The organism is Nocardia sp., from assembly GCF_025465275.1.
In the GTDB taxonomy this organism is placed as follows: Bacteria; Actinomycetota; Actinomycetes; order Mycobacteriales; family Mycobacteriaceae; genus Nocardia.
Map to the genome: position 1 here is coordinate 91,279 of NZ_JAODNK010000025.1, position 20,105 is coordinate 111,383.

Sequence of the window (20,105 nt, forward strand, 5' to 3'; positions counted from 1 at the left end):
GTCTTGAACAGGGCTCCAGTGGGTTACGGCGCCACCCACTTCCAGGGGCGCGGACCGCGCTGTCCGCGCAGGCAAGCGAGTCGATGGTCTGCCTGATTACGAGCATGGGAGCTCACAGCAGCGTGACGCAGCGCGAATAGGCACAGCTCGAATGAGCGGACATCCCGGATCACGGCGTACCCATCCCACTCCGTGACGTCAGCACCATAGGCTTCGCTGAACTCCTCCCACCGCGACGGCGGGTCCGAAAGAGTGTCGGACTGGAATGCCACCGTGGCTTGATCCCACTCGGCAGGCCCGATGCAGCACCGCTCGAGATCGACGACATGCCCGCCAGATGCCGAGTCCATGGTGTTGGCCGGGCTGGGATCTCCGTGGATCACGCACCACAGTCCAGGCCATTCGATTGAGTCCCAGCGGGATTGAAGCTCGCGCGCCTGACGAGTCAGCCATAGCTTGGCTTCGTCGTCGGTGAGGCATTCTCCGATTCGACCGGCGAAGTTGGGGAGTCTGAATTCTGTCAAACCGAGGTGCGAGGGCACACGCAGCTCGTGCAGCGTCCGCAACATGACACCTGTTTCCCGCGCGTCGGCCGGACCGCCCGATCCGAGATCTTCCCAGAACGTCACTGGCCGGCCTCCGACGACGACGGGATCGGGCACCAGGGGCTCAGGTGCTAGGACATGGTGCGAGCGTAGCCAATCCGCCGCGCGGAGCTCGCGCACTGCGGTCGTGAGCTGTCCGCGCTGATGCACGCGAATAACGGTGGGTCCGCCCGTTCCGTTCGTGCGGAGCATTGCGTTGTCCCGCAGCCGGATCGGGGTGATTTCTTCTGCGGGTACGTGAGCATCGGCGCAGGCCTGTCGGGCAAGGGTGACGATGTCGTTGCTGTTCATGGTCGTTCTTCTTCAGTTAGATGCTGGCGAGCGTGGCGGCGGTTTCGAACAAGGCCGCAGAGTTGGCGCCCTTGAACAGAACGACATCTCGGCCGCACATGGTGCGGGCCAGGACCGGCAAAAGGTGGTCCTTCTTGGCGACATGCGCGACGTGCAAAAGAGCAGCTGAGTTGCTGGCGCGAGCCGCTTCGGCCATCACCACAGCGTTTGGTCCGCCCACCGTGATCAACTGGCCGATACCGAGTGTGGCGACCTGGCGGCCGATCTCTGCGTGTACCTCTGCGGCTGTGTCGCCGAGCTCGCGCATCTCGCCGAGCACGGCAATCGACGGGCGGTCGGCGGCGGCGAGGACAACCAACGACCGCAATGCGGCGGACACCGATTCGGGGCTCGCGTTGAATGCGTCATTGATAACCGTGACACCGTCGGCACGGTCGGTGACTTCCATGCGACTGCCCGACAGCAGCCGCGCGGCCTTGAGGCCGTCGACGACCACCGAGAACGGCACCCCCACACTCAGCGCCAGCGCGGCCGCGGCGAGTGCATTGGTGAGGTGATGTTCCCCCACAACGCGCAAATGCACAGGCGCGCTGTAGTTCTCGTAGCTCAGGATGAAACGGGCGCGCGCGTGCTCATCCAAGGTGACGGCGCTCGCCCGCACGTCGGCGTCCTCAGTCGTGCCGAACCACAGGATTGATGCCGCAGTCGACTCGGCCATCGCCCGCACGAACGGATCATCGCCATTCAGTACGGCCGTGCCGGACGCATCGAGGGCCTCGACCAGTTCCCGTTTCGCGTCCGCGATGGCCTGCTTGGTACCGAATTCGCCCAAATGTGCTGTGCCTACGCCGAGGACGGCACCGACCGAGGGGCGGGCGATTTGCGCGAGATGGCTGATGTGCCCTTTGCCGCGGGCGCCCATCTCAAGAACCAGAATGTCGGTGTCAGTGCGGACCCGCAAAACTGTTGTCGGAAAACCTAATTCATTATTGAACGAACGCGCGGTCGCGACCACCGAGCGATCCTCCTCGAGAATCTGAACCAGCAAATCCTTTGTGCTTGTCTTGCCGGCCGAGCCCGTGATCGCGAGCACCGTACCGGTATATCGAGTGGCGACCGCCCGCGCGAGATCGCCCAGGGCAACGATGACGTTGTCCACGAGGACAGCAGGCACGCCGGTCGGGCGGGTGGCCAGTACAGCGACCACACCGGCCTCGATAGCCTGATCGGCGTAGTCGTGTCCGTCGGCGCGAGCACCCGCGAGGCAAGCGAACAGGCCACCAGCTTCCACAGTTCGGGAGTCAAATGCTGTTGGAGCCGTGACTATTTGCGCCGGATCCGCGCCGCCGCTGAGTTGGCCGCCAGTAGCGAGGGCGACATCGGCGAGCGTCATGGGAATCATCGGAGTGGTTTCCTTCCGGTCGAACGGTAAGGGGTGTGACTGGAGTCGGTTGGTGCGGTCACCGCGCCCACCTCGAGCCCATATCGGCCGGAGCGTCGGGCGGGATAATCCATCGGGCATACGTGCGCTCCGGCGTCACCGTGATCACGTCCGCCACGCGAACGAGCACGTCAGGCACCTGGCCGCCGAGGTGGTCGAGGCTGGGAACGAACACAGCCTCGGCGCTGGTGTTCTGAACGACGTCGATCAGGCGTTGTAGCGGCTTGTCGGTTCGCTCGCTGAACACAATCGTTTTGAGCAGACGGTAGCCGAGCCGCTTGGCCAAGCTTCGCATCTGGTTCTCCTCCCACTGCTGGCGCGCGCCGGATACGTCCCGTCGTAGGTAGCCGATAGCTGCCGGGGGAGACATGTCACCACCCCCGGCGGATCGGTACATATGCGCGTGGCGGCTCGGCGGCGATCCGTGCCTGAATATCGGTGACGGTCAACCGTTTCGGCTGGTCGTGGCGGCCGGAGCTCGGCAGCGCGACTCTTGCGATGCCGAGCAGTACTAGCGCAGTGATGGTGATAGCAACGATGATTTCCATGTCGGGTGTTCTCCGTGTCCCTGGAACGGCTGGAGGGCACCCGGCACCAGGGCGTTTGATGGGCCGCGCCTGGTGCCGCGTGCTTACTTGAGCCTCGCGCAAGGCGCATCCCGTTCCCAGCCACGAAACCGCACGCTAGTAATACGCTTCTGACACAGGCCATTGCGTGGATCGGCAAGGGGCGGCGATGATCGTCGGCAAGTGGACGCGTGCAGAAGTTCTCGCGCTACGTAAATTCGCACTGCGCATGTCACAGGAAGAACTCGCCGGCGCAACCGGATTCAAGCCCTCGACCGTACGGAAGTGGGAGAGGGCCACTGCGGAAAGACCGGTCCGCGGCGACTCTGCTGCAGCTCTCGATACCGTGCTCGCGCGGCTCGACGACGATCAGCGCGCCCGTTTCCGCGAAGCGCTGGCCACTGCGCCGATTGCGTCGACCCCAACAACCTCAGCCGGTTTTGCTTCCGAGGAGCGAGATAGCCTGGCAATCAAGGGCCCGGATGGGAGCGAGGTCGACGACGAAGTGAAGCGGCGCGAGTTCGGAATACTGCTGGGTGCAACGTTGCTGGCGACCGGCAGCCAATCCATGGGCGTCGCCGACGCACAGCGGGTTTCGCGCGCCGTCGCTGAGTTCGCCGCGCAGGATCAGCGGGTCGGCGGCGCGGCTCTGGTCGACACCGCGGTCCGCGAGCTCGAGATCGCCAAGGAACTCAACGAAACCTGTTCGTTCAGTGACTCCGCGGGCAAGGCATTCGCCAGCGCCGCGGGCAATCTGGCCACCATCGCGGCATGGCTCGCCTACGACGCCGATCAACACCAGCTCGCGCGCCGCTGCTACACCGACGCCTTCTCTCTGGCCAACCAGGCAGGCGACGATGAACTCACCGCCCATGTCTGCCTCGGCGCGGCGCACCAGGCAATCACATTGGCGCGCCAAGGCCTCGGCAATCCGCACCGTGGACTGACCCTGATCAGCCGCGCACGTGAGCTGACCCACGGGCTTCCACCCGGCCGGATCCATGCACTGATCGCCACGCGGGCCGCGCAGGCTTACGGCGTCCTCGGCGACCGGATCAATTTCGGCCGTGCGATCTCTACGGCCTGGCGAGAACTCGATTTCGCACTCGAACACGAGCCGCTCGCCGAGTGCGCCACATGGCTGCATTTCGTCACTTCCACCGAGGTCCGCTGCCACGAGGCACGCGCCCACCGCGATATGGGGAACGGAGCCAAGGCGGCCGAACTATACGGTGAGCTCGCACTCGGGCAGGCCGGCGCACGAAATGCCGCCAACTACCGCGCCGGATGGGCAGCGGCGTTGGCAGACGTAGGCGATATTCAGGGCGCGGTATCGGTCGGCCTCCCCGCACTGAACCAACTGCAGGCGGTTTCCTCCACACGCACGCTGCGCGTGCTCGAGCCTGTCCGATCGACAGTTCAAACCGACAGCGAATTCGCAAGACACTTCGACGATTTGGTGAGTAAGGCGGCGAGATCATGACCAGCCAGCAACGGGCAGCAATCCCCGGTCTGCAATTCGAGCACCTGAGCGCAGCGGCCGCGCGAGCGCGCCGCGACACCGTCGAGGACATCTACCGAGGGGCATACGTCGAGGCGATCCAATCCGCCGCACCGTTCGCTGACCCGGCAGCGTTCATGACCCGTTTCGACGCCTACACAGAACCAGGCCGACCGAGCGGCTTCACGCTGACCCTGGCCGTCGTCGACGACCAGCCGATCGGCCAAGCGTGGGGATGGCCGCTGCACGCGGATACCGCATGGTGGGGCGGCCTTCAGCTCGACGGGTCGGGCGATATCGACGAGTTCATTACCGAGGACGGAACCCGAACCTTCGCTTTGAGCGAGATCATGGTTCGGTCCGAGTTGACCAGTCGCGGAGTTGCTCGGGCGCTACACGACGAACTACTCAGCTCTCGGACGGAGCAGCGCGCGACGCTGTTGGTCCGGCCGGCCAACGCGCGCGCTTATCAGACCTATCTGCGTTGGGGCTGGTACCGCGTTGGCACGCTTCGCCCGAGTTGGCCGGACGCACCGCAGTTCGATGTGTTGATTCACGATCTGCACAGGCGCTGACTCAATATCGGTCATCGGTCGGGTACGGCTCAAGATCCTCGCCCTCGGCTGCCGCCTCAAGGAGATCGAGAATCCGGCCTATCACCGCCTCGACTCGGTCACCGGGCTGGTACCGCACCACTTCCAGATCGAGGATCCGCCGCGCCGCGGCGACATCCTCACGCGCTGGCGGCGGGTCGAGCGTGGCGCACACAGCATCGTAGATATCCGTTGCGTCCCGCTCTATTGCACCGATCACGGCCCGAAGGACATCGCGCTGTCTCGGCGTCATCAGTTTGTCGTCATCCATCCAAATCACCTTCGGCGGCGCGACCGTCGAACACGAACGGTCGGCAATGCGGACTGGGCTCAGGTTGGAAAACCTCGCTACCGCACGCGCCGCAGGTGTGTACGAGGTGGCCGTGACACTCCGAGACATGGCACGCCGTCCAGCCGACGACCGAGCCGTTCGCGTTCTTGAGTACGTGGCGCGGCTGACCTGAGCAGAAGACCGGCGGCGGCAACACGACACCGTTCTCGGTCTCGATCAGCTCGTCGCTGGCGATCGCGTGGCCGTCCGGATGCCAGTACCAGACACGCCGCTGACGGTTCGAACCCATGTGCGAAGAATAGTCCGAGCGGTCGCTTACTATCGGCGCGTGGCGGACGAAGAGAAGATGTGTCGGATCTGCGATGAACGACCGGTTGGCGACGGCTACATGTCCATGATGTGCCCGCAGTGCCGCGAGAGAATCGAGCACCAGAACCGGACTCGGCCGTACCCGCTGCTGCCACCGCCCGGCGAGGGCTAGCCGCGCCACCGCCCGAGCTCCCATGCGTGCTGTAGCCGCGCTGGTCGTCGCGAATCCCAATCCCACTGCACCGCCGTATAGTCGGCGACGTCGTCGTCCTCGACAAAGACGCGGAGATTCACGCCGAGCTGCTCAAGGTCCGGGTCGGGTCTCATATCCTCATTGACGCGCCGCTCCGGCGACCGGTTCCGGGCGCCGCGGGATTGGCTCCCCGTTGTGTGGATGCCATCCACATAAGCGCGCTATGCTGTCCCGGATCATTCCAGTCGTAATTCCGAATGCTTCACTGTTGTCCCTGGATAACAACGCAGCCGGGTAGATCAGCGCAGGTCGCAGGTGGATAGCCTTGGGGTTCGATTCCCCTAGGCTCCACTCATTAATTATCACAGCCCTTCGTGGCTGTCTTATTTCCGAGCACATGCGCCCCGTAAGGTGGCGGCATGGCTTCCCCGGAGATCTCCAAGCTGGTCCAATCGGTGGTGGAGCCGTTTCTGCTGAACGGGCAGCGCAAATACAATCGGCGCGAGGTCACCGCGCTCACCAAGGTGCCCTCCTCGCTGACGCGGCGCCTATGGGTTTCCCTCGGTTTTCCGGCCGATCCGGATGATTCGGCCGTCGAGTACACCGATGCCGATATCGATGCGGCCAAGACCTTCAGCAAGCTGAATGTGCTTGCCTCCGCGGACATTCACCGGCAGACGACCGCCGCGCGCACCCTGGGCCGCTCCATGGCCCGGCTGGCCGAATGGCAGGTCGATCTGGTGACCGAGGAGATCCTGGATCGCATCGCGAAGAACACCGCCGAGGATCCGGCGGCCGATCACGAGCAGGTGGCGCGCGCCGCGACCGAAGAGGTGGTGGCCGAGCTCGAGGCGCTCATGTCCTACGCCTGGCGGCGGCATCTGGATGCGGCGCTGTCGCGGTCGCTGGAGGAGGGCGCGGTCGCGGGGGACACCATGCGGGTGCTGGCGGTCGGCTTCGCCGATATGGTCGGCTACACCCGCCTGACCCGGCACCTGGATCCCGAGGAGCTCTCGTCCCTGCTGGAGGCGTTCGAGACGGCCACCAGCAATGCCATTACGGCGCATGGTGGTTGGGTCATCAAGAACGTCGGCGACGAAGTCATGTTCGCGACCAATACCGCGAAGGACGGCGCCCGCATCGCCCTGGCCATCCAGGAGGCCGCCACAGCCTCGCACGGCGTCACCCAGGAGTTGCGGGTCGGTCTGGCCTACGGCGAAGTGCTGCAGCGCTTCGGCGACCTCTACGGCTCGGTCGTGAATGTGGCCGCCCGCCTCACCGGCGTGGCCCGCCCGGGCACAGTGCTCATCGATGACAGTGCGGCACAGGCGATTGTCGGCGACCCGCAATTCGATCTCCGCCACCTGCGCACGGTCCGCGTCAAGGGAATCAACCGCCTGCACGGTCATGTCTTGCGCCGCAACGAAATTCGTCAATCCCGCCCCTCCGAGACTTTTGGCCAGACTTAGGACCCGCAGCAGTGACGTTGGCGACCGGCGGTCAGCTCGTTGCTCGGTCAGCCGGTACCCGATGAGTTACCCCGACCGGAACCAGATCAGTTGTCGCCCATGCGAACGGCGCGATTACCTACCCCAGGCATGGGGGCGGGCCTCGGCGAAGGGGGGGAGTTAGCCGAGGCCCGCGTAAGGTCGGCCCGGGGGGGAGGGGCCGACGCGATCGATCCTACGCGACACCGGCTGATTACGTGGAAATCGGGGCATCGCGTTCGAAGATTTTTTGCGGGAAGAAGTGTCGTACCCGCGTGCGAACATATGTTCGCACGGGAGCTGCCGGTCTCGGACCCCCGGCGGAATGCGGTCGTTAATGTGTGGCCTCCGCCGATCCGCCGGGGCATACTTGCCCTGAATGTCCGGTCTTGTTCAGCAGTATCCGTGCAGCTCAGAGCCCCTGTGGCTGCCAACTTGCGAGACATCAGGAGAATCATGCCCGACGCAATAGTCGCCGAGGGTCTGGTCAAGAAATACGGCAAACTGGTCGCACTTGACGGACTCGATCTTGTTGTGCCGGAAGGCACCGTCACCGCGCTGCTCGGCCCCAACGGCGCGGGCAAGACCACCACCGTGCGCGTACTCACCACGCTGCTGGTTCCGGATGCGGGACGGGCCACCGTCGCCGGCGTGGATGTGCTGCAGGAGCCGCAACGGCTGCGAGCGCGCATCGGCGCGTCCGGTCAATACGCGGCCGTGGACGAATACCTCACGGGCTTCGAGAATCTCGAAATGGTCGGCCGTCTCTATCACATGGGCGTGCAGCGCAGTAAGGAGCGAGCGCGGGAGCTGCTGGATCGTTTCCGGCTCACCGAGGCCGCCGATCGTCCGGTGAAGGGTTATTCGGGCGGTATGCGCAGACGTCTCGATCTGGCGGGTGCGCTGGTGGCGAATCCGCCGGTGCTGTTCCTGGACGAACCGACCACCGGCCTGGATCCCCGTGCGCGCCTGGATCTCTGGGATGTCATCGACGAATTGGTCGCCGCCGGCACCACCCTGCTGCTCACTACCCAGTACATGGAGGAGGCGGACAGGCTGGCCGATTCCATCGCGGTCATCGACCACGGCAAGGTCATCGCCGAGGGCACCTCCGATGAGCTGAAGGCGCTCGTGGGCGGCGATCGCATCGAACTCGTTGTCGACCATGCGGACAATCTGGGCATTGCCCAGCGGGCGCTGGAAGGCTTGGCGCAGGGGGAGATTCGGCTCGAGCCCAGTATGCGGCGCATCATCGTGCCGGTGAACGACGGCTCGCAGGCGCTGGTGGATGCGATCGGATTACTCGCCAAACATGAAGTGGTCATTCATGATGTCGGTTTGCGCAGGCCCTCGCTCGACGATGTGTTCCTGTCGCTGACGGGGCACGAGGCCGACGATCTGATCAATGGCGCCAAGTCCGCCGAGTCGGCCACCGGCGGTGCGCGATGAGCGCCGCACTGCTCACCACCGTCGACAATCCCTCGCCCGCAGCGCGTTTGGCGATGGTGTTCACCGACAGCGTCACCATCACCAAACGCAATGTCATCAAGATTCGGCGTGTGCCCGATGTGCTGATCTTCTCGACGCTGTCGCCGATCATGTTCGTGCTGTTGTTCGCGTACGTCTTCGGTTCGGCAATTCAGTTGCAGGGCACGTCATATCGCGAATTCCTGATCGCCGGCATCTTCGCGCAGACCGTGGTCTTCGGTGCGACCTTCACCGGGCTGAGCCTCGCCGAGGATATGCAGAAGGGCATTATCGACCGCTTCCGGTCGCTGCCCATGGCGCCCTCGGCGGTGCTCATCGGGCGCACGATCGCCGATGTGTGCATCAATCTGGTGAGCCTGGTGGTCATGTCGCTGACCGGTCTCGCGGTGGGCTGGCGCATTCGCGGTTCGTTCCTGGACGCCGTGCTCGCCTACGTGCTGCTCCTGCTGTTCGCCTACGCCGTCTCGTGGATCATGGCGGTGGTCGGCCTGCTGGTGCGGGCGCCGGAGGTCTACAACAACGCCAGCTTCATGGTGATCTTCCCGCTCACCTTCATTGCCAATACCTTCGTACCGACCGCGACGCTGCCCACCGTGCTGAAGGTGATCGCGGAGTGGAATCCGGTATCGGCGGTGACACAGGCGAGCCGGGATCTGTTCGGCAATACCAGCCCGATGGGGCCGAGCACCGATGTGTGGCCGATGCAGCATCCGGTGGCGACGACATTGATGTGGGTCGTCGTGATTCTCGCCGTATTCGTGCCGCTGGCGCTGGCGCAGTACAAGCGCTCCGTGAGTCGCTGACTCGGGAGCACGTCGAATTACCTTCTCAGCGCGTGGATTCCGCGATTGCCGAGGGGGTGGAGCCGTTGCGGGAGTATCCGAGCCGCGGCGGCTCCGGGGCGGGGGCCGGCGGCTGGGGACGCCGGCTCACGAAAAACGCGATGGCACCGCCCGCGACAGCGAGCACCGCCGCCACGATGATTCGATTGCGACGGAAAATTCGAGAAGAACGCCCCAGCTCCATCCGACCACTTTGACACAGCAATGGATTTCGCGCACCCAAGAGTGCGTTCGAGGGTTACTCGACGGTAACGCTCTTGGCCAGGTTGCGGGGCTTGTCCACATCCCGGTCCAGGGCGACGGCCATGTGATAGGCCAGCAGCTGGAGCGGGATGGTCAGGATGATGGGGTCGAGTTCCCGCGCGACCGCGGGGACCCGGATGACCGCATCGGCCAGGCCGGCGGGCAGATCGGTATTGGTGATGGCAATCACCGGTCCGCCGCGGGCCTTGATCTGCTCGATGGTGGTGATGTTCTTGGCGAGCAGTTCGTCACCGGGGATGAGGACCACGCTGGGCATGTCCGGGTCGATGAGGGCGAGCGGGCCGTGCTTGAGTTCGGAGCCCTGGTACGCCTCGGCGTGGATGTAGGAGATCTCCTTGAGCTTCTGCGCGCCCTCGCGGGCCACCGGCCAGCCGCGCACCCGGCCGACGAAGAACATGCTGCGCGCCTTGGCGTAGCGGTTCGCGATCTCGGCGATCTCGGCATCCTGGTCGAGCACCGATTCGATGGCGTCGGGCAGGGCGCGCAACCCGGTCACGATGCGCTCGCCCGCGGCGGCCGACAGGTCGCGTACGCGGCCCAGTAGCAGTGCCAGCATGGCGAAGGAGACGGTCATATTGGTGAGCGCCTTGGTGGAGGCCACCGAGACCTCCGGCCCGGCGTGCAGGAACATACCGGCCCCGCATTCGCGGGCAATGGCGCTGCCCACGGCATTGACCGCGCCGATGACCCGGCCGCCCTTGCGCTGCAATTCCTGCACCGCGGCGAGGGTGTCCAGGGTCTCGCCGGACTGGCTGATGGCGATGTACAGCGCGTCCGGGTCCACCACGGGATTGCGGTACCGGAATTCGGAGGCGGGTTCGGCGGTGGCGGGGATGCGCGCCAGTTCCTCGATCAGCTGTGCACCGAGCTGCCCCGCGTAATAGGCGGAGCCGCACCCGAGGAATACGACCTTGCGAATGCTGCGCAGTTCCCGTGCGTCCATGTTCAGCCCGCCGAGAATCGCGGTGGCGAAACGTTCGTCGAGCCGGCCGCGCAACGCCCGGCGGACCGCGTCGGGCTGTTCGGCCATCTCCTTGCGCATGAAGTCCGGGTAGCCGCCGAGCGCGTAGTCCTCGGCCGCCATATCGATGGTGGTGGGTGTTTTGTCGGTGCGGCTGGCGTCCAGTCCGAGTGTGCTGGTGCGGAATTCGCCCGCGCGCACGGTGGCCAGTTCGCCGTCGTCGAGGAAGACCACACGCTGGGTGTGGTGCACCAGCGCCGCCACATCGGAGGCGACGAACATTTCACCGTCGCCGACGCCGAGCACGATGGGGGAGCCGTTGCGGGCGACCACCAGTTCGTCGGGGCGGCGCGAATCCAGCACCAGCAGACCGAAAGTGCCTTCGACACTGTGCAGTGCGGTGCGCACGGCGTCCTCGAGCGACTCCGCGTCGTCGAGGCAGGCGGCAATGAGGTGTGCGATGGCCTCGGTATCGGTGTCGGAGAGGAATTCGACGCCGTCGGCGGTCAGCGCGGCGCGCAGTTGTTCGGCGTTCTCCACGATGCCGTTGTGCACCACGGCGATCCGCCCACTGCCGTCGGTGTGCGGGTGCGCATTGGCGTCACTGGGCTCGCCGTGGGTGGCCCAGCGGGTGTGCGCGATGCCGACGGTGCCGCGCAAGCGCGCGCCTTCCGCATCCACCCGATTGCGCAGATCCTGTACGCGGCCCTGGGTTTTGGTGATTCGCAGCCGGCCGCGGTGCGGCACAGCCAATCCGGCGGAGTCGTAGCCCCGGTATTCGAGGCGGTGCAGGCCCTCCAGCAGGACCGGCACGGACTCACGGTGCCCGATGTATCCGACGATTCCACACATTGCGCGAAGCTCTCCTCTATCCGTAGACGATGCGGCGCAGCTGCCGTTCGCTGAATTCGGGAGCGGCCACCCGGTGCTGCGCCAGTTCGCTCGCGATGCGCTGCCAGATTTCGGCATTGCGCACCTGGCGGCGTTGCAGTTCGGCGTGTCTGCGGCGCACGAACTGCTCGGCCGTCTCATCGAAATAACCGACGACATCGGCGACCACCCGGGCCGCGATGGTTTCGGGCAGCCCCGTGGAGGCCGCCACATAGCGCACCAGGTCGACCGGAACCCCGTCAGTCACGCCCTGAGCCTGCCCCATACATTGTTGTTTTGCCAACATTTGTGCCCGAATTCGGGCATAGAAGCGTGGCATTCGCGACAAGTGATCTAGTGCCGGTAGGGGTAACTCGCCGGGCACGGGCAAACTCACTCACCACATTGCCGCCTGCCGCCTACGTAACCTTCGGGGCACTCGAGTCTGGCTGGAAATTTCGGAGTGGCGGAACAGCCTGCCGCTGGGCTCCGGAGGCGGGGGCACCCCTAGGCTGGCCGGGTGACCTCACCGAATCAGACTGCTGTTGCGACGCTGCACACCAATCAGGGCGACATCAAGATCGCGCTCTTCGGTAACCACGCCCCCGCGACGGTCCGCAATTTCACCGGCCTGGCCGATGGCACCGCGCCCTACAAGACCAAGAATTCCTCCGGCACCACCGAGGGCCCGTTCTACGACGGCTCGGTCTTCCACCGCATCATCGACGGTTTCATGATCCAGGGCGGCGACCCGACCGGCACCGGCCGCGGCGGTCCGGGCTACGAATTCAAGGACGAGTTCCACCCGGACCTGCGTTTCGATCGCGGCTACCTGCTGGCCATGGCCAATGCCGGACCGGCGACCAACGGCTCGCAGTTCTTCATCACGGTCGGCCCGCAGCCGCACCTGAACCGCAAGCACACGATTTTCGGCGAGGTGGTGGACCCGGATTCGCGCAAGATCGTCGATGCGATCGCGAATGCCGCCACCGACCGCAATGATCGGCCCAAGGACGAGATCACGATCTCCGGGATCACCCTCTCCTGAATCCGGCCTACCCCGAAGAGAATTCGCCATGAATCCGCAGCAGCCCGCACCGACCTGCTACCGCCATCCCGACCGCCCCACCGGTCTGGCCTGCACCAGGTGCGGGCGCCCGTCCTGCGCGGAGTGCCTGACCCCCGCCGCGGTCGGGCAGCACTGCGTGGAATGTGTGCGGCAGGGCCGCCAGGATGTGCGGCCGGTCCGCAATCAGGCCGGATCGGTGCAGTCCAAGCGCCCGGAACCGTATGTCACCTGGTCGCTCATCGCGGTGAATGTGCTGGTCTTCGCGATCACCGCGTTCCAGGCGCACAGCGTGATGGACAACCGGCGCTCCGATCTGTTCCTGGACTGGACGCTGGTGCCGGCGCTGGTCGGGCACGGTCAATGGGTGCGGGTGATCGGCTCCGCCTTCCTGCACTACGGCCCGATCCACCTGCTGGCGAATATGTTCGCGCTGTACGTGCTCGGCCCCTACTGCGAAATCGCGCTGGGCCGGGCCCGGTATCTGTCGGTGTACGCGGTATCGCTGCTGGGCGGTTCGGCAGCGGTGACCGTGCTGTCGGACCCGCTGACCGCCTCGGCGGGCGCCTCGGGCGCGATCTTCGGGATCTTCGGCGCGGTGGCCGTGGTGATGCTGCGGACGCGGCAGAACCTCACCCAGATCCTGGTGCTGCTGGTGATCAACCTGATCATCACCTTCTCGGTGCCCGGCATCTCGATCTGGGCGCATTTGGGCGGTCTGCTGGCCGGTACCGTCGCGGCCGGCGGAATCCTGTATCTGCCGCGCTGGTTGCGCGCGAGTACACCCGCCCTGGCCATGCGGATCGGCTGGATCGCGGTGGCGGTGGTGGGTGTGATCGCGGTGGCTGTCACCGTGCTGGGCGCGCCGACGCTGTACTGATGACGTGCGGCGCGCGGGGTGACCGGCGTGCGGTGATCCGCTACGGGTTCACGAGGTAGCCGCGCAGCGTGTCGAGCACGTTCTCGGGCCGGGTGCCGAGGTCCCAGCGCCCGAAGATGAGCAGCTTCTCCTCGCCCTGGTGATCCACATCCATTTCCAGCATGGGCATGCGGCGGCCGAGGCGGCGATAGCTCACCACGCGGGCGCGCAGCACCTGCTCGGGTGTGTAGTACTGCGGCCCGGTGAGGCCGCGTACCACGATGTGCGGCACCGGGCCGGGCTCCACGGACAGGCGTGGGCGCTGCCGGAATCCCATCCCGGCCAGGAAGAGCAGACCGAGCGCGGCCAAGCCGATGAGCAGCCGGCCCGGACCGTCGTTCGAGACGACGACGGCCACGGCGAGCACAATGCCGCCGATGCCGCAAACGGCCAGCGCAGCGGGGGGTGTGGACCAGGAGAGCTGGGGCTCAGCAGTCACTTTCCCCACTTTCTCCTCGAGTTGTCCACAAGGTCATCCACAGGTGTGCATGAATAACAGCGGTGTAAGGAACTCATCGCCAGCGCATGGTCATGATCAGGCCGACGACCATGAGGCCGAACCCGATCAGGAAGTTCCACGCACCCAGATCGCTCATCCAGGCGATGTGCTCGGCTGCCAGGTAATAGACCAGCAACCACACCAGACCCGCGAGCATGAAGCCCAGCATGATGGCGACGTACCAGACCGGCGACGGGCCGGTCGACTTCACCCGCACAGGCGTGCGGCTGGCCGGGTTGATCGTGTAGTCGGTCTTTTTCCGGACCTTCGACTTGGGCATGACGTCCTCAGTTTCGGCGTGCGAGTCGGGGTTAGGTTATCCCAGGTCATTTGTGGCTCGGGAACGCGACGACTGATTTCGCACGGTCGGGGTAACTCCCCGGGTACCCCCAAAATAGTCTCGGCACCCAACCGCTGCACGCGTCCCCGACAGTCGACGGCACTATAGCCGTGCGCTGAAGTTCCGGGGAGGCGACATTGCCACTAGTCTCGAATCATGCGTGTATTGGTCGTCGACAACTACGACAGCTTCGTGTTCAACCTGGTCCAGTATCTAGGACAGCTGGGCGCCGAGGCCGTGGTCTGGCGCAATGACGACCCGCAGCTGGCCGATCTGGATGCGGTTGTGCAGGAGTTCGACGGGATTCTGATCAGCCCCGGCCCGGGCACGCCGGAGCGTGCGGGTGTCAGCATCGAACTCGTCAAGGCGTGCGCCCGGCACGAGAAGCCGTTGCTCGGCGTCTGCCTGGGTCATCAGGCGATCGGCGTGGCGTTCGGCGCCACCGTGACCCGCGCCCCGGAGCTGCTGCACGGCAAGACCAGTGAGGTCTTCCACATCGGTGCGGGTGTGCTGGCCGGCCTGCCGGATCCGTTCACGGCCACCCGCTATCACTCGCTGACCGTGCTCGAGGAGACCATGCCGCCGGAGCTGGAGGTGCTGGGCCGTACCGATTCCGGCATCGTCATGGCCATGCGGCATCGCACCCTGCCGATCCAGGGGGTGCAGTTCCATCCCGAATCGGTGCTCACCCAGGGCGGCCATCGCATGCTGGCGAACTGGCTGGGCGTATGTGGCGAACGTCCCGCCGAGGGGCTCGTGGAGACCCTCGAGGCGGAGGTCGCGGCCCTGGTATGACCGCATACCGAAGGGGCGCGGCATGACGACCGGTCGAGGGCGACCGCACGTGCTGCTGTCGGTGGCGGTCAGCATCGACGGATATATCGATGATGCGGGACCGGATCGGCTGCTGCTGTCCAATGCGGCCGATTTCGACCGGGTGGATGCGCTGCGGGCCGCCTCCGACGCGATTCTGATCGGCGCGCAGACGCTGCGCAGCGACAATCCGCGGCTGCTGGTCAACGATCCGGACCGGCGTTTGCAGCGGCTCGCGGCCGGGCAGCCCGAATATCCGCTGCGGGTGATCGTCACCGCGGCCGGGGATCTCGATCCGGCGCTGCGGTTCTGGCACCACGGCGGCGACCGGGTCGTCTACACCACCGATTCCGGTGCGGCGCGGATCGGTGACCGCCTGGACGGTCTCGCAGAGGTCGTATCCCTGGGTGCGGCAGTCGATTTCGCGGCACTGCTGGACGATCTCGGCACCCGGGACATCGCGCGTCTGATGGTGGAGGGCGGCGGCGCGATCCACACCGCGTTCCTGGCGGCCGGGCTGGTCGACGAGATCCGCATGGCGATCGCGCCGCTCGTGATCGGCGATCCGGCCGCCCCGCGCTTCCTGGGGACAATTGTGGATAGTTCGCAACACCGTATGCGGCTGGCCGAGGTCGGCCGGATCGGTGATATCGCCCTGCTGCGTTATCTGCCCAAGGAGGATTCGAGTGCCGGATGAAACACGGTCGGATCGGGGCTGGATGCGGCATGCCATCGGATTGGCGCGCCTGTGCCCGCCCAGCGATACCGCCTTCTCCGTCGGCGCGGTGATCGTCGGCCCGGACGGTGTCGAGATCATGCACGGCTGGTCCCGGGAGACCGACGAGAAGGTGCACGCCGAGGAGTCCGCGCTGGACAAACTGGGCCCCGAGGACACCCGCCTGCGGTCCGCCACCCTCTACAGCACCCTGGAGCCCTGTTCCCAGCGTGGCAGCAAGGATCGCGCACCGTGCACGGATCGCATTCTGGCGGCGGGCGTTCGGCGCGTGGTCATCGCCTGGCGTGAGCCCGGCACCTTTGTGGATAACTGTCAGGGTGTGGAGAAACTCCGCGAACACGGCATCGAGGTCGTCGAACTGTCCGACCTCGCCGATGAGGCCATGTCCATGAACCGGCACCTGCAGCTATGAAAAAGGGGTGTGCGGCTGAGCCGCACACCCCCAATGTTTTTCAACTCACGGCGGGCCGAGCAGTGAGGCGCCGACCGTGATGGTCACCGTCTGATTCTTGGCGATGGACGATCCGGCGGACGGTTGCTGGGCGATGATGCGGCCGACCCCGCTGGGATCCAGGGTGCTCTGTGTGTTCTGGCTGATCTGCCCGTTCCAGCCGCGCTGCCGCAATGCGTCGGCCGCCTGCCCGGGGGAGAGGCCGATGAGGCTGGGCATGGGGATCTGATCACCTGAGGCGACCTGCACGATCACCGTCGAACCCTTGTCGGCCTGGGTGCCGGCGGCCGGGTCGGTGCTGATCACGGTGCCCTTGGCCTGGTTGCTCGGCACTTCCTGAATGGTGACCTTGAAGCCCGAACTGTCGGTCAGATTGGGTTGCGCCACATCGATGGACTGGCCGACCACGTCCGGGACGCGGACCTTGTCCGGGCCGGAGCCGAGGCTGATGGTGACCTGCCCGCCGGTGTCGATCTTCTGCGCCTCGACCGGATTCTGGCTGGTGACCTTGTCCTTCTCGTCGACGCTGGACGCTTCCCGGCGCACATCCGGATTGAGCCGCAGCCCTACGGAATTGAGCTGCTGTTCGGCCTGCTGCTGGGTCAATCCGGCCAGGCGCGGCACCGCCACCTGCGACGGTCCGCTGGAGACCTGCAGGGTGATGGTGCTGCCCTTGTCGATGCGGGAGCCGCCCAGGGGCTGGGTGGCGATCACATTGTCCTGCGCGACCTTCGCGTCCGGTTTGTTCTGGATGGCGACGCTGAAGCCGAGCTTCTCCAGATCCCGCTGTGCGAGTTGGTAATTCTGGTTCGAGAGCTCGGGCACCGCCACCTGGTCGGCATGGCTGCCGGGTCCGAGGAACGCCCAGAACAGTGCGGCGCCGACGGCGAGCACGGCGATGACCACGCCCGCGACGAGCCAGTTCCGGCGTCCGCCACCGCCATTCCCGCCGCGTCCGGCCTCGACGAGTTCCTGTTCGGTGGTGTCGTCGCGGCGCTCCACCGTCCGGTAGCTGCGCGGCGGCGGCAGATCGTCGTCGAGGAAGTTGTTGCGATCCTCGTCGTTCATGACCATGGGCGCGGTGGGCTTCTGCCCGCCCAGCACCCGGATCAGGTCGGCGCGCATTTCGGCGGCGGTCTGGTACCGGTTGGCCGGGTTCTTGCTCATTGCCTTGAGCACGACGGAGTCGAGTTCGCGCGGCACTCCGGGGTGCACGTGCGAGGGCAGCCGGGGGTCCTCGCGCACGTGCTGGTAGGCGACGGCGACGGGCGAATCCCCGGTGAAAGGCGGTTCGCCGGTGAGGATTTCGAAGAGCACACAGCCGACGGAGTACACGTCCGAGCGCGCGTCGACCTGTTCGCCGCGGGCCTGCTCGGGGGAGAGGTACTGGGCGGTGCCGATGACGGCGGCGGTCTGCGTCATGGGGTTGGAGCTGTCGGCCAGCGCGCGTGCGATGCCGAAGTCCATCACCTTCACCGCGCCCGCGCGGTTGATCATGATGTTGGCGGGCTTCATATCCCGGTGCACGATGCCGTTGCGGTGCGAGAAGTCCAGCGCCGCACACACATCCGCGATGACTTCCATGGCACGGCGCGGTGCCATCGGGCCCTTGCCGCGCACGATGTCGCGCAGCGTATCGCCGTCGACGTACTCCATCACGATGTACGGCAGTGGGCCGCCGTCGATCTCGGCCTCACCGGTGTCGTAGACGGCGACGATGGCGGGATGGTTCAGGGCCGCCGCATTCTGCGCCTCACGCTTGAAACGCAGATAGAAGGTGGGGTCGCGGGCCAGATCGGCGCGCAACACCTTGATCGCCACATCACGGCCGAGGCGCAGATCGCGGGCCTTGTGCACCTCGGACATGCCACCGAAGCCGATGATCTCGCCCAGCTCGTAGCGGGACGAGAGATTCTTCGGGGTCGTCATGACTGTCCTTGAGGGATGACTGGAGCACTGTCCGAGGTTCCTGCATATCCACCGGGAACCGACTGCCCGTACTGATCGTGGCCGTCACCGTATCCCTGATCGTATCCGTCACCATATCCACGGGCGCCGGGAACCGCTGGCCATGATGGTATGTCCCAGGTGGGGCGTGCGGACCGGGTGGTGGTAGCCCATGGTGGACGCGTGGTCGTGTTCTGCGGTGTCGTCGTCTGCGGTGTGGTCGTGGTTTGCGGTGTCGTCGTCGGCGCCGGTGTGGTTGTCGGCGCGTCCGTCGTGGTCGGCGGATCGTAGGTCGTCACCACCGGCGGCGGTACCGGCCGCTCCCGGGTGGTGGTCGGCGGCACGGTCGTCGTGGTGATGACGGGCGGCGGCGGTGCGACCACCACGCTGGTGCGGGTATTCGGCGTCGACTCCGGCGGCGATCCGCTGAGCAGCACGAAAGCGGCTGCGGCGCCGAGGATCAGCGCACCCACGCCGAGTCCGGCCATGGCCTTCTGACTGTTGGTGAACCGGCCGCCGCCCTCGCCGCCGACCGCTGCCGGCGGGGTGGTGACCGGTCCGGCGGGCGGGCGCGGGCCCGACATCATGACGGTCGCGCCGTCGCCGGGATGCTGCTGCCGCATCTGCTGCGACGGTGTGGAGTAGCGCATGGTGGCCTGGTCGCCGCGGCCACCGGGAATCATGACGGTCGGTCCGTCGGGGGGCATGATGCGGGCGGCCCCGCTGGTCATGGCGGTGGTCGCCATGCCGCCGGTGGGCGGGGGCCGTCTACCGGCCCGAACGGCGGCCACGGCGTCGGCGAATTCGCCGCCGGTGGCGAACCGCTGCTGCGGGTCCTTGGCCATGGTGACTTCGATGAGTTCGCGCACGTTCGGCGGCAGATCCGCCGGCAGCGGCGGCGGTGTTTCGCGCACGTGCTTCATGGCGACGGTGAGCGCGCCGTCACCGGTGAACGGCCGCTCCCCGGCGAGCGCCTCGTATCCGACCACGCCGAGCGCGTACACGTCGGAGGCGGAGGTGGCGTCTTCGCCGGTGGCCTGTTCCGGCGCGATGTACTGGGCGGTGCCCATGACCATGCCGGTCTTGGTGACCGGCGAGGCATCCACGACCTTGGCGATGCCGAAGTCGGTGATCTTCACCTGACCGGTCGGCGTCACAAGAATGTTGCCGGGCTTCACATCTCGGTGCACCACGCCCGCGGCGTGTGCGACCTGCAGTGCGCGCCCGGTCTGCTCGAGCATGTCCAGACCCTGCTGGACCGACAGCCGGCCGAGCCGGCTGAGCACCGCATTGAGCGGTTCGCCCTGGACGAGTTCCATGACCAGATAGGCAGTTTCACCGCCCGAGGGATCCAGGGTCTCGCCGTAGTCGTAGATTCCGGCGATGCCGGGGTGATTGAGCTGCGCGGTCGTCCGGGCCTCGGTGCGGAAGCGATGCCGGAAGGTGGGGTCGGCGGAGAACTCCGCCTTGAGTACCTTCACCGCGACCCGGCGATCCAGTCGCGTGTCGAGAGCTTCCCAGACCTGGCCCATTCCACCGGTGGCGATCAGCCGATGCAGCCGGTAGCGGTCCGCGATCAATGCACCGTTGTTCAGCATTTCCGACCCTGTCTACCTTGCGCGTTCATGTCG

At 66.0% G+C, this 20,105-nt stretch carries 23 protein-coding genes; 10 read left to right on the forward strand and 13 right to left on the reverse strand.

What is annotated here, in order from left to right; genetic code table 11:
* Nucleotides 1-23: 23 nt before the first annotated feature.
* From JWN03_RS06065 to JWN03_RS06080, 4 genes are all read right to left on the reverse strand, one after another.
* Nucleotides 24-896 (reverse strand): phosphotransferase, encoded by an 873-nt coding sequence (locus JWN03_RS06065; RefSeq protein WP_297610906.1) that lies wholly within the window; start codon nucleotides 894-896, stop codon nucleotides 24-26.
* Between the two features lie 16 nt (nucleotides 897-912).
* On the reverse strand, nucleotides 913-2,289 hold the full coding sequence (locus JWN03_RS06070) for a UDP-N-acetylmuramoyl-tripeptide--D-alanyl-D-alanine ligase (protein ID WP_297610909.1): 1,377 nt from the start codon (nucleotides 2,287-2,289) through the stop codon (nucleotides 913-915).
* Between the two features lie 67 nt (nucleotides 2,290-2,356).
* Nucleotides 2,357-2,707, reverse strand: a complete 351-nt coding sequence (locus JWN03_RS06075; RefSeq protein ID WP_297610912.1) for a recombinase family protein — start codon at nucleotides 2,705-2,707, stop codon at nucleotides 2,357-2,359.
* A gap of 1 nt (nucleotide 2,708) precedes the next feature.
* Nucleotides 2,709-2,885, reverse strand: coding sequence for a hypothetical protein (locus tag JWN03_RS06080; protein ID WP_297610915.1), 177 nt, complete (start codon nucleotides 2,883-2,885; stop codon nucleotides 2,709-2,711).
* Between the two features lie 187 nt (nucleotides 2,886-3,072).
* Here JWN03_RS06080 and JWN03_RS06085 point away from each other — a divergent pair, with 187 nt between their 5' ends.
* Nucleotides 3,073-4,386 (forward strand): helix-turn-helix domain-containing protein, encoded by a 1,314-nt coding sequence (locus tag JWN03_RS06085; protein WP_297610918.1) that lies wholly within the window; start codon nucleotides 3,073-3,075, stop codon nucleotides 4,384-4,386.
* A complete protein-coding gene (locus tag JWN03_RS06090; protein WP_297610921.1) occupies nucleotides 4,383-4,979 on the forward strand; it encodes a GNAT family N-acetyltransferase in 597 nt (198 codons plus the stop codon). Before JWN03_RS06085 ends, JWN03_RS06090 begins: the two co-directional genes overlap by 4 nt.
* Before the next feature lies 1 nt (nucleotide 4,980).
* Here JWN03_RS06090 and JWN03_RS06095 read toward each other — a convergent pair whose 3' ends face one another.
* The 3 genes from JWN03_RS06095 to JWN03_RS06105 all read right to left on the reverse strand — a co-directional run bounded on the left by JWN03_RS06095 (nucleotide 4,981) and on the right by JWN03_RS06105 (nucleotide 5,925).
* Nucleotides 4,981-5,268 (reverse strand): hypothetical protein, encoded by a 288-nt coding sequence (locus tag JWN03_RS06095; protein WP_297610924.1) that lies wholly within the window; start codon nucleotides 5,266-5,268, stop codon nucleotides 4,981-4,983.
* Nucleotides 5,261-5,578 carry a hypothetical protein gene (locus JWN03_RS06100; protein ID WP_297610927.1) on the reverse strand — a complete coding sequence of 106 codons (318 nt, stop codon included), beginning with the start codon at nucleotides 5,576-5,578 and terminating at the stop codon, nucleotides 5,261-5,263. Before JWN03_RS06100 ends, JWN03_RS06095 begins: the two co-directional genes overlap by 8 nt.
* Before the next feature lie 188 nt (nucleotides 5,579-5,766).
* Nucleotides 5,767-5,925 carry a hypothetical protein gene (locus JWN03_RS06105; protein WP_297610930.1) on the reverse strand — a complete coding sequence of 53 codons (159 nt, stop codon included), beginning with the start codon at nucleotides 5,923-5,925 and terminating at the stop codon, nucleotides 5,767-5,769.
* A 285-nt stretch (nucleotides 5,926-6,210) separates the two neighbouring features.
* Between JWN03_RS06105 and JWN03_RS06110 the strand changes: the two genes are divergently transcribed.
* From JWN03_RS06110 to JWN03_RS06120, 3 genes are all read left to right on the forward strand, one after another.
* Complete coding sequence (locus JWN03_RS06110) at nucleotides 6,211-7,260, forward strand: adenylate/guanylate cyclase domain-containing protein (protein WP_297610933.1); 1,050 nt, start codon at nucleotides 6,211-6,213, stop codon at nucleotides 7,258-7,260.
* A gap of 474 nt (nucleotides 7,261-7,734) precedes the next feature.
* Nucleotides 7,735-8,727 (forward strand): ATP-binding cassette domain-containing protein, encoded by a 993-nt coding sequence (locus JWN03_RS06115; protein WP_297610936.1) that lies wholly within the window; start codon nucleotides 7,735-7,737, stop codon nucleotides 8,725-8,727.
* Entirely contained in the window at nucleotides 8,724-9,569 is an 846-nt protein-coding gene (locus JWN03_RS06120; RefSeq protein WP_441342939.1) for an ABC transporter permease, read from the forward strand. Before JWN03_RS06115 ends, JWN03_RS06120 begins: the two co-directional genes overlap by 4 nt.
* Before the next feature lie 277 nt (nucleotides 9,570-9,846).
* On the opposite strand, the gene glmS is transcribed toward JWN03_RS06120, so the two are convergent.
* A complete protein-coding gene (gene glmS / locus JWN03_RS06125; RefSeq protein ID WP_297610939.1) occupies nucleotides 9,847-11,685 on the reverse strand; it encodes a glutamine--fructose-6-phosphate transaminase (isomerizing) in 1,839 nt (612 codons plus the stop codon).
* Between the two features lie 16 nt (nucleotides 11,686-11,701).
* Entirely contained in the window at nucleotides 11,702-11,971 is a 270-nt protein-coding gene (locus tag JWN03_RS06130) for a hypothetical protein (RefSeq protein ID WP_297610942.1), read from the reverse strand.
* Nucleotides 11,972-12,223: 252 nt separating this feature from the next.
* Between JWN03_RS06130 and JWN03_RS06135 the strand changes: the two genes are divergently transcribed.
* Nucleotides 12,224-12,751 (forward strand): peptidylprolyl isomerase, encoded by a 528-nt coding sequence (locus JWN03_RS06135; protein WP_297610944.1) that lies wholly within the window; start codon nucleotides 12,224-12,226, stop codon nucleotides 12,749-12,751.
* Between the two features lie 28 nt (nucleotides 12,752-12,779).
* Complete coding sequence (locus JWN03_RS06140) at nucleotides 12,780-13,649, forward strand: rhomboid family intramembrane serine protease (protein WP_297610947.1); 870 nt, start codon at nucleotides 12,780-12,782, stop codon at nucleotides 13,647-13,649.
* A 40-nt stretch (nucleotides 13,650-13,689) separates the two neighbouring features.
* Here the strand turns inward: JWN03_RS06140 and JWN03_RS06145 are convergent, their stop codons facing one another.
* Nucleotides 13,690-14,127, reverse strand: coding sequence for a PH domain-containing protein (locus JWN03_RS06145; protein WP_297610950.1), 438 nt, complete (start codon nucleotides 14,125-14,127; stop codon nucleotides 13,690-13,692).
* Nucleotides 14,128-14,200: 73 nt separating this feature from the next.
* Nucleotides 14,201-14,467, reverse strand: a complete 267-nt coding sequence (gene crgA / locus JWN03_RS06150; RefSeq protein ID WP_297610952.1) for a cell division protein CrgA — start codon at nucleotides 14,465-14,467, stop codon at nucleotides 14,201-14,203.
* Between the two features lie 216 nt (nucleotides 14,468-14,683).
* Here crgA and JWN03_RS06155 point away from each other — a divergent pair, with 216 nt between their 5' ends.
* Genes JWN03_RS06155 through JWN03_RS06165 form a run of 3 tightly spaced genes read left to right on the forward strand, consistent with a single transcriptional unit; the run spans nucleotide 14,684 to nucleotide 16,488 of the window.
* Nucleotides 14,684-15,322, forward strand: a complete 639-nt coding sequence (locus JWN03_RS06155) for an aminodeoxychorismate/anthranilate synthase component II (protein WP_297610955.1) — start codon at nucleotides 14,684-14,686, stop codon at nucleotides 15,320-15,322.
* Between the two features lie 22 nt (nucleotides 15,323-15,344).
* Nucleotides 15,345-16,037 carry a RibD family protein gene (locus JWN03_RS06160; RefSeq protein WP_297610959.1) on the forward strand — a complete coding sequence of 231 codons (693 nt, stop codon included), beginning with the start codon at nucleotides 15,345-15,347 and terminating at the stop codon, nucleotides 16,035-16,037.
* Nucleotides 16,027-16,488: a dCMP deaminase gene (locus JWN03_RS06165; protein ID WP_297610962.1), complete on the forward strand. Its 462-nt coding sequence runs from the start codon at nucleotides 16,027-16,029 to the stop codon at nucleotides 16,486-16,488. Before JWN03_RS06160 ends, JWN03_RS06165 begins: the two co-directional genes overlap by 11 nt.
* A 45-nt stretch (nucleotides 16,489-16,533) precedes the next feature.
* Here JWN03_RS06165 and pknB read toward each other — a convergent pair whose 3' ends face one another.
* Complete coding sequence (gene pknB / locus JWN03_RS06170) at nucleotides 16,534-18,456, reverse strand: Stk1 family PASTA domain-containing Ser/Thr kinase (protein ID WP_297610964.1); 1,923 nt, start codon at nucleotides 18,454-18,456, stop codon at nucleotides 16,534-16,536.
* Nucleotides 18,453-20,072 (reverse strand): serine/threonine-protein kinase, encoded by a 1,620-nt coding sequence (locus JWN03_RS06175; protein WP_297610967.1) that lies wholly within the window; start codon nucleotides 20,070-20,072, stop codon nucleotides 18,453-18,455. Before JWN03_RS06175 ends, pknB begins: the two co-directional genes overlap by 4 nt.
* Nucleotides 20,073-20,105 lie beyond the last annotated feature (33 nt).

Excerpts from the sequence above, each read along its gene's own strand:
- crgA (WP_297610952.1), bottom strand. The coding sequence starts at position 14,467 with ATGCCCAAGTCGAAGGTCCGGAAAAAGACCGACTACACGATCAACCCG.
- JWN03_RS06140 (WP_297610947.1), top strand. The coding sequence starts at position 12,780 with ATGAATCCGCAGCAGCCCGCACCGACCTGCTACCGCCATCCCGACCGC.
- JWN03_RS06065 (WP_297610906.1), bottom strand. The coding sequence starts at position 896 with ATGAACAGCAACGACATCGTCACCCTTGCCCGACAGGCCTGCGCCGAT.
- JWN03_RS06105 (WP_297610930.1), bottom strand. The coding sequence starts at position 5,925 with ATGAGACCCGACCCGGACCTTGAGCAGCTCGGCGTGAATCTCCGCGTC.
- JWN03_RS06155 (WP_297610955.1), top strand. The coding sequence starts at position 14,684 with ATGCGTGTATTGGTCGTCGACAACTACGACAGCTTCGTGTTCAACCTG.
- JWN03_RS06110 (WP_297610933.1), top strand. The coding sequence starts at position 6,211 with ATGGCTTCCCCGGAGATCTCCAAGCTGGTCCAATCGGTGGTGGAGCCG.
- JWN03_RS06120 (WP_441342939.1), top strand. The coding sequence starts at position 8,724 with ATGAGCGCCGCACTGCTCACCACCGTCGACAATCCCTCGCCCGCAGCG.
- JWN03_RS06100 (WP_297610927.1), bottom strand. The coding sequence starts at position 5,578 with ATGGGTTCGAACCGTCAGCGGCGTGTCTGGTACTGGCATCCGGACGGC.
- JWN03_RS06080 (WP_297610915.1), bottom strand. The coding sequence starts at position 2,885 with ATGGAAATCATCGTTGCTATCACCATCACTGCGCTAGTACTGCTCGGC.
- JWN03_RS06070 (WP_297610909.1), bottom strand. The coding sequence starts at position 2,289 with ATGACGCTCGCCGATGTCGCCCTCGCTACTGGCGGCCAACTCAGCGGC.
- JWN03_RS06175 (WP_297610967.1), bottom strand. The coding sequence starts at position 20,072 with ATGCTGAACAACGGTGCATTGATCGCGGACCGCTACCGGCTGCATCGG.
- pknB (WP_297610964.1), bottom strand. The coding sequence starts at position 18,456 with ATGACGACCCCGAAGAATCTCTCGTCCCGCTACGAGCTGGGCGAGATC.
- JWN03_RS06085 (WP_297610918.1), top strand. The coding sequence starts at position 3,073 with ATGATCGTCGGCAAGTGGACGCGTGCAGAAGTTCTCGCGCTACGTAAA.
- JWN03_RS06095 (WP_297610924.1), bottom strand. The coding sequence starts at position 5,268 with ATGGATGACGACAAACTGATGACGCCGAGACAGCGCGATGTCCTTCGG.
- JWN03_RS06090 (WP_297610921.1), top strand. The coding sequence starts at position 4,383 with ATGACCAGCCAGCAACGGGCAGCAATCCCCGGTCTGCAATTCGAGCAC.
- JWN03_RS06075 (WP_297610912.1), bottom strand. The coding sequence starts at position 2,707 with ATGTCTCCCCCGGCAGCTATCGGCTACCTACGACGGGACGTATCCGGC.
- JWN03_RS06115 (WP_297610936.1), top strand. The coding sequence starts at position 7,735 with ATGCCCGACGCAATAGTCGCCGAGGGTCTGGTCAAGAAATACGGCAAA.
- glmS (WP_297610939.1), bottom strand. The coding sequence starts at position 11,685 with ATGTGTGGAATCGTCGGATACATCGGGCACCGTGAGTCCGTGCCGGTC.
- JWN03_RS06160 (WP_297610959.1), top strand. The coding sequence starts at position 15,345 with ATGACGACCGGTCGAGGGCGACCGCACGTGCTGCTGTCGGTGGCGGTC.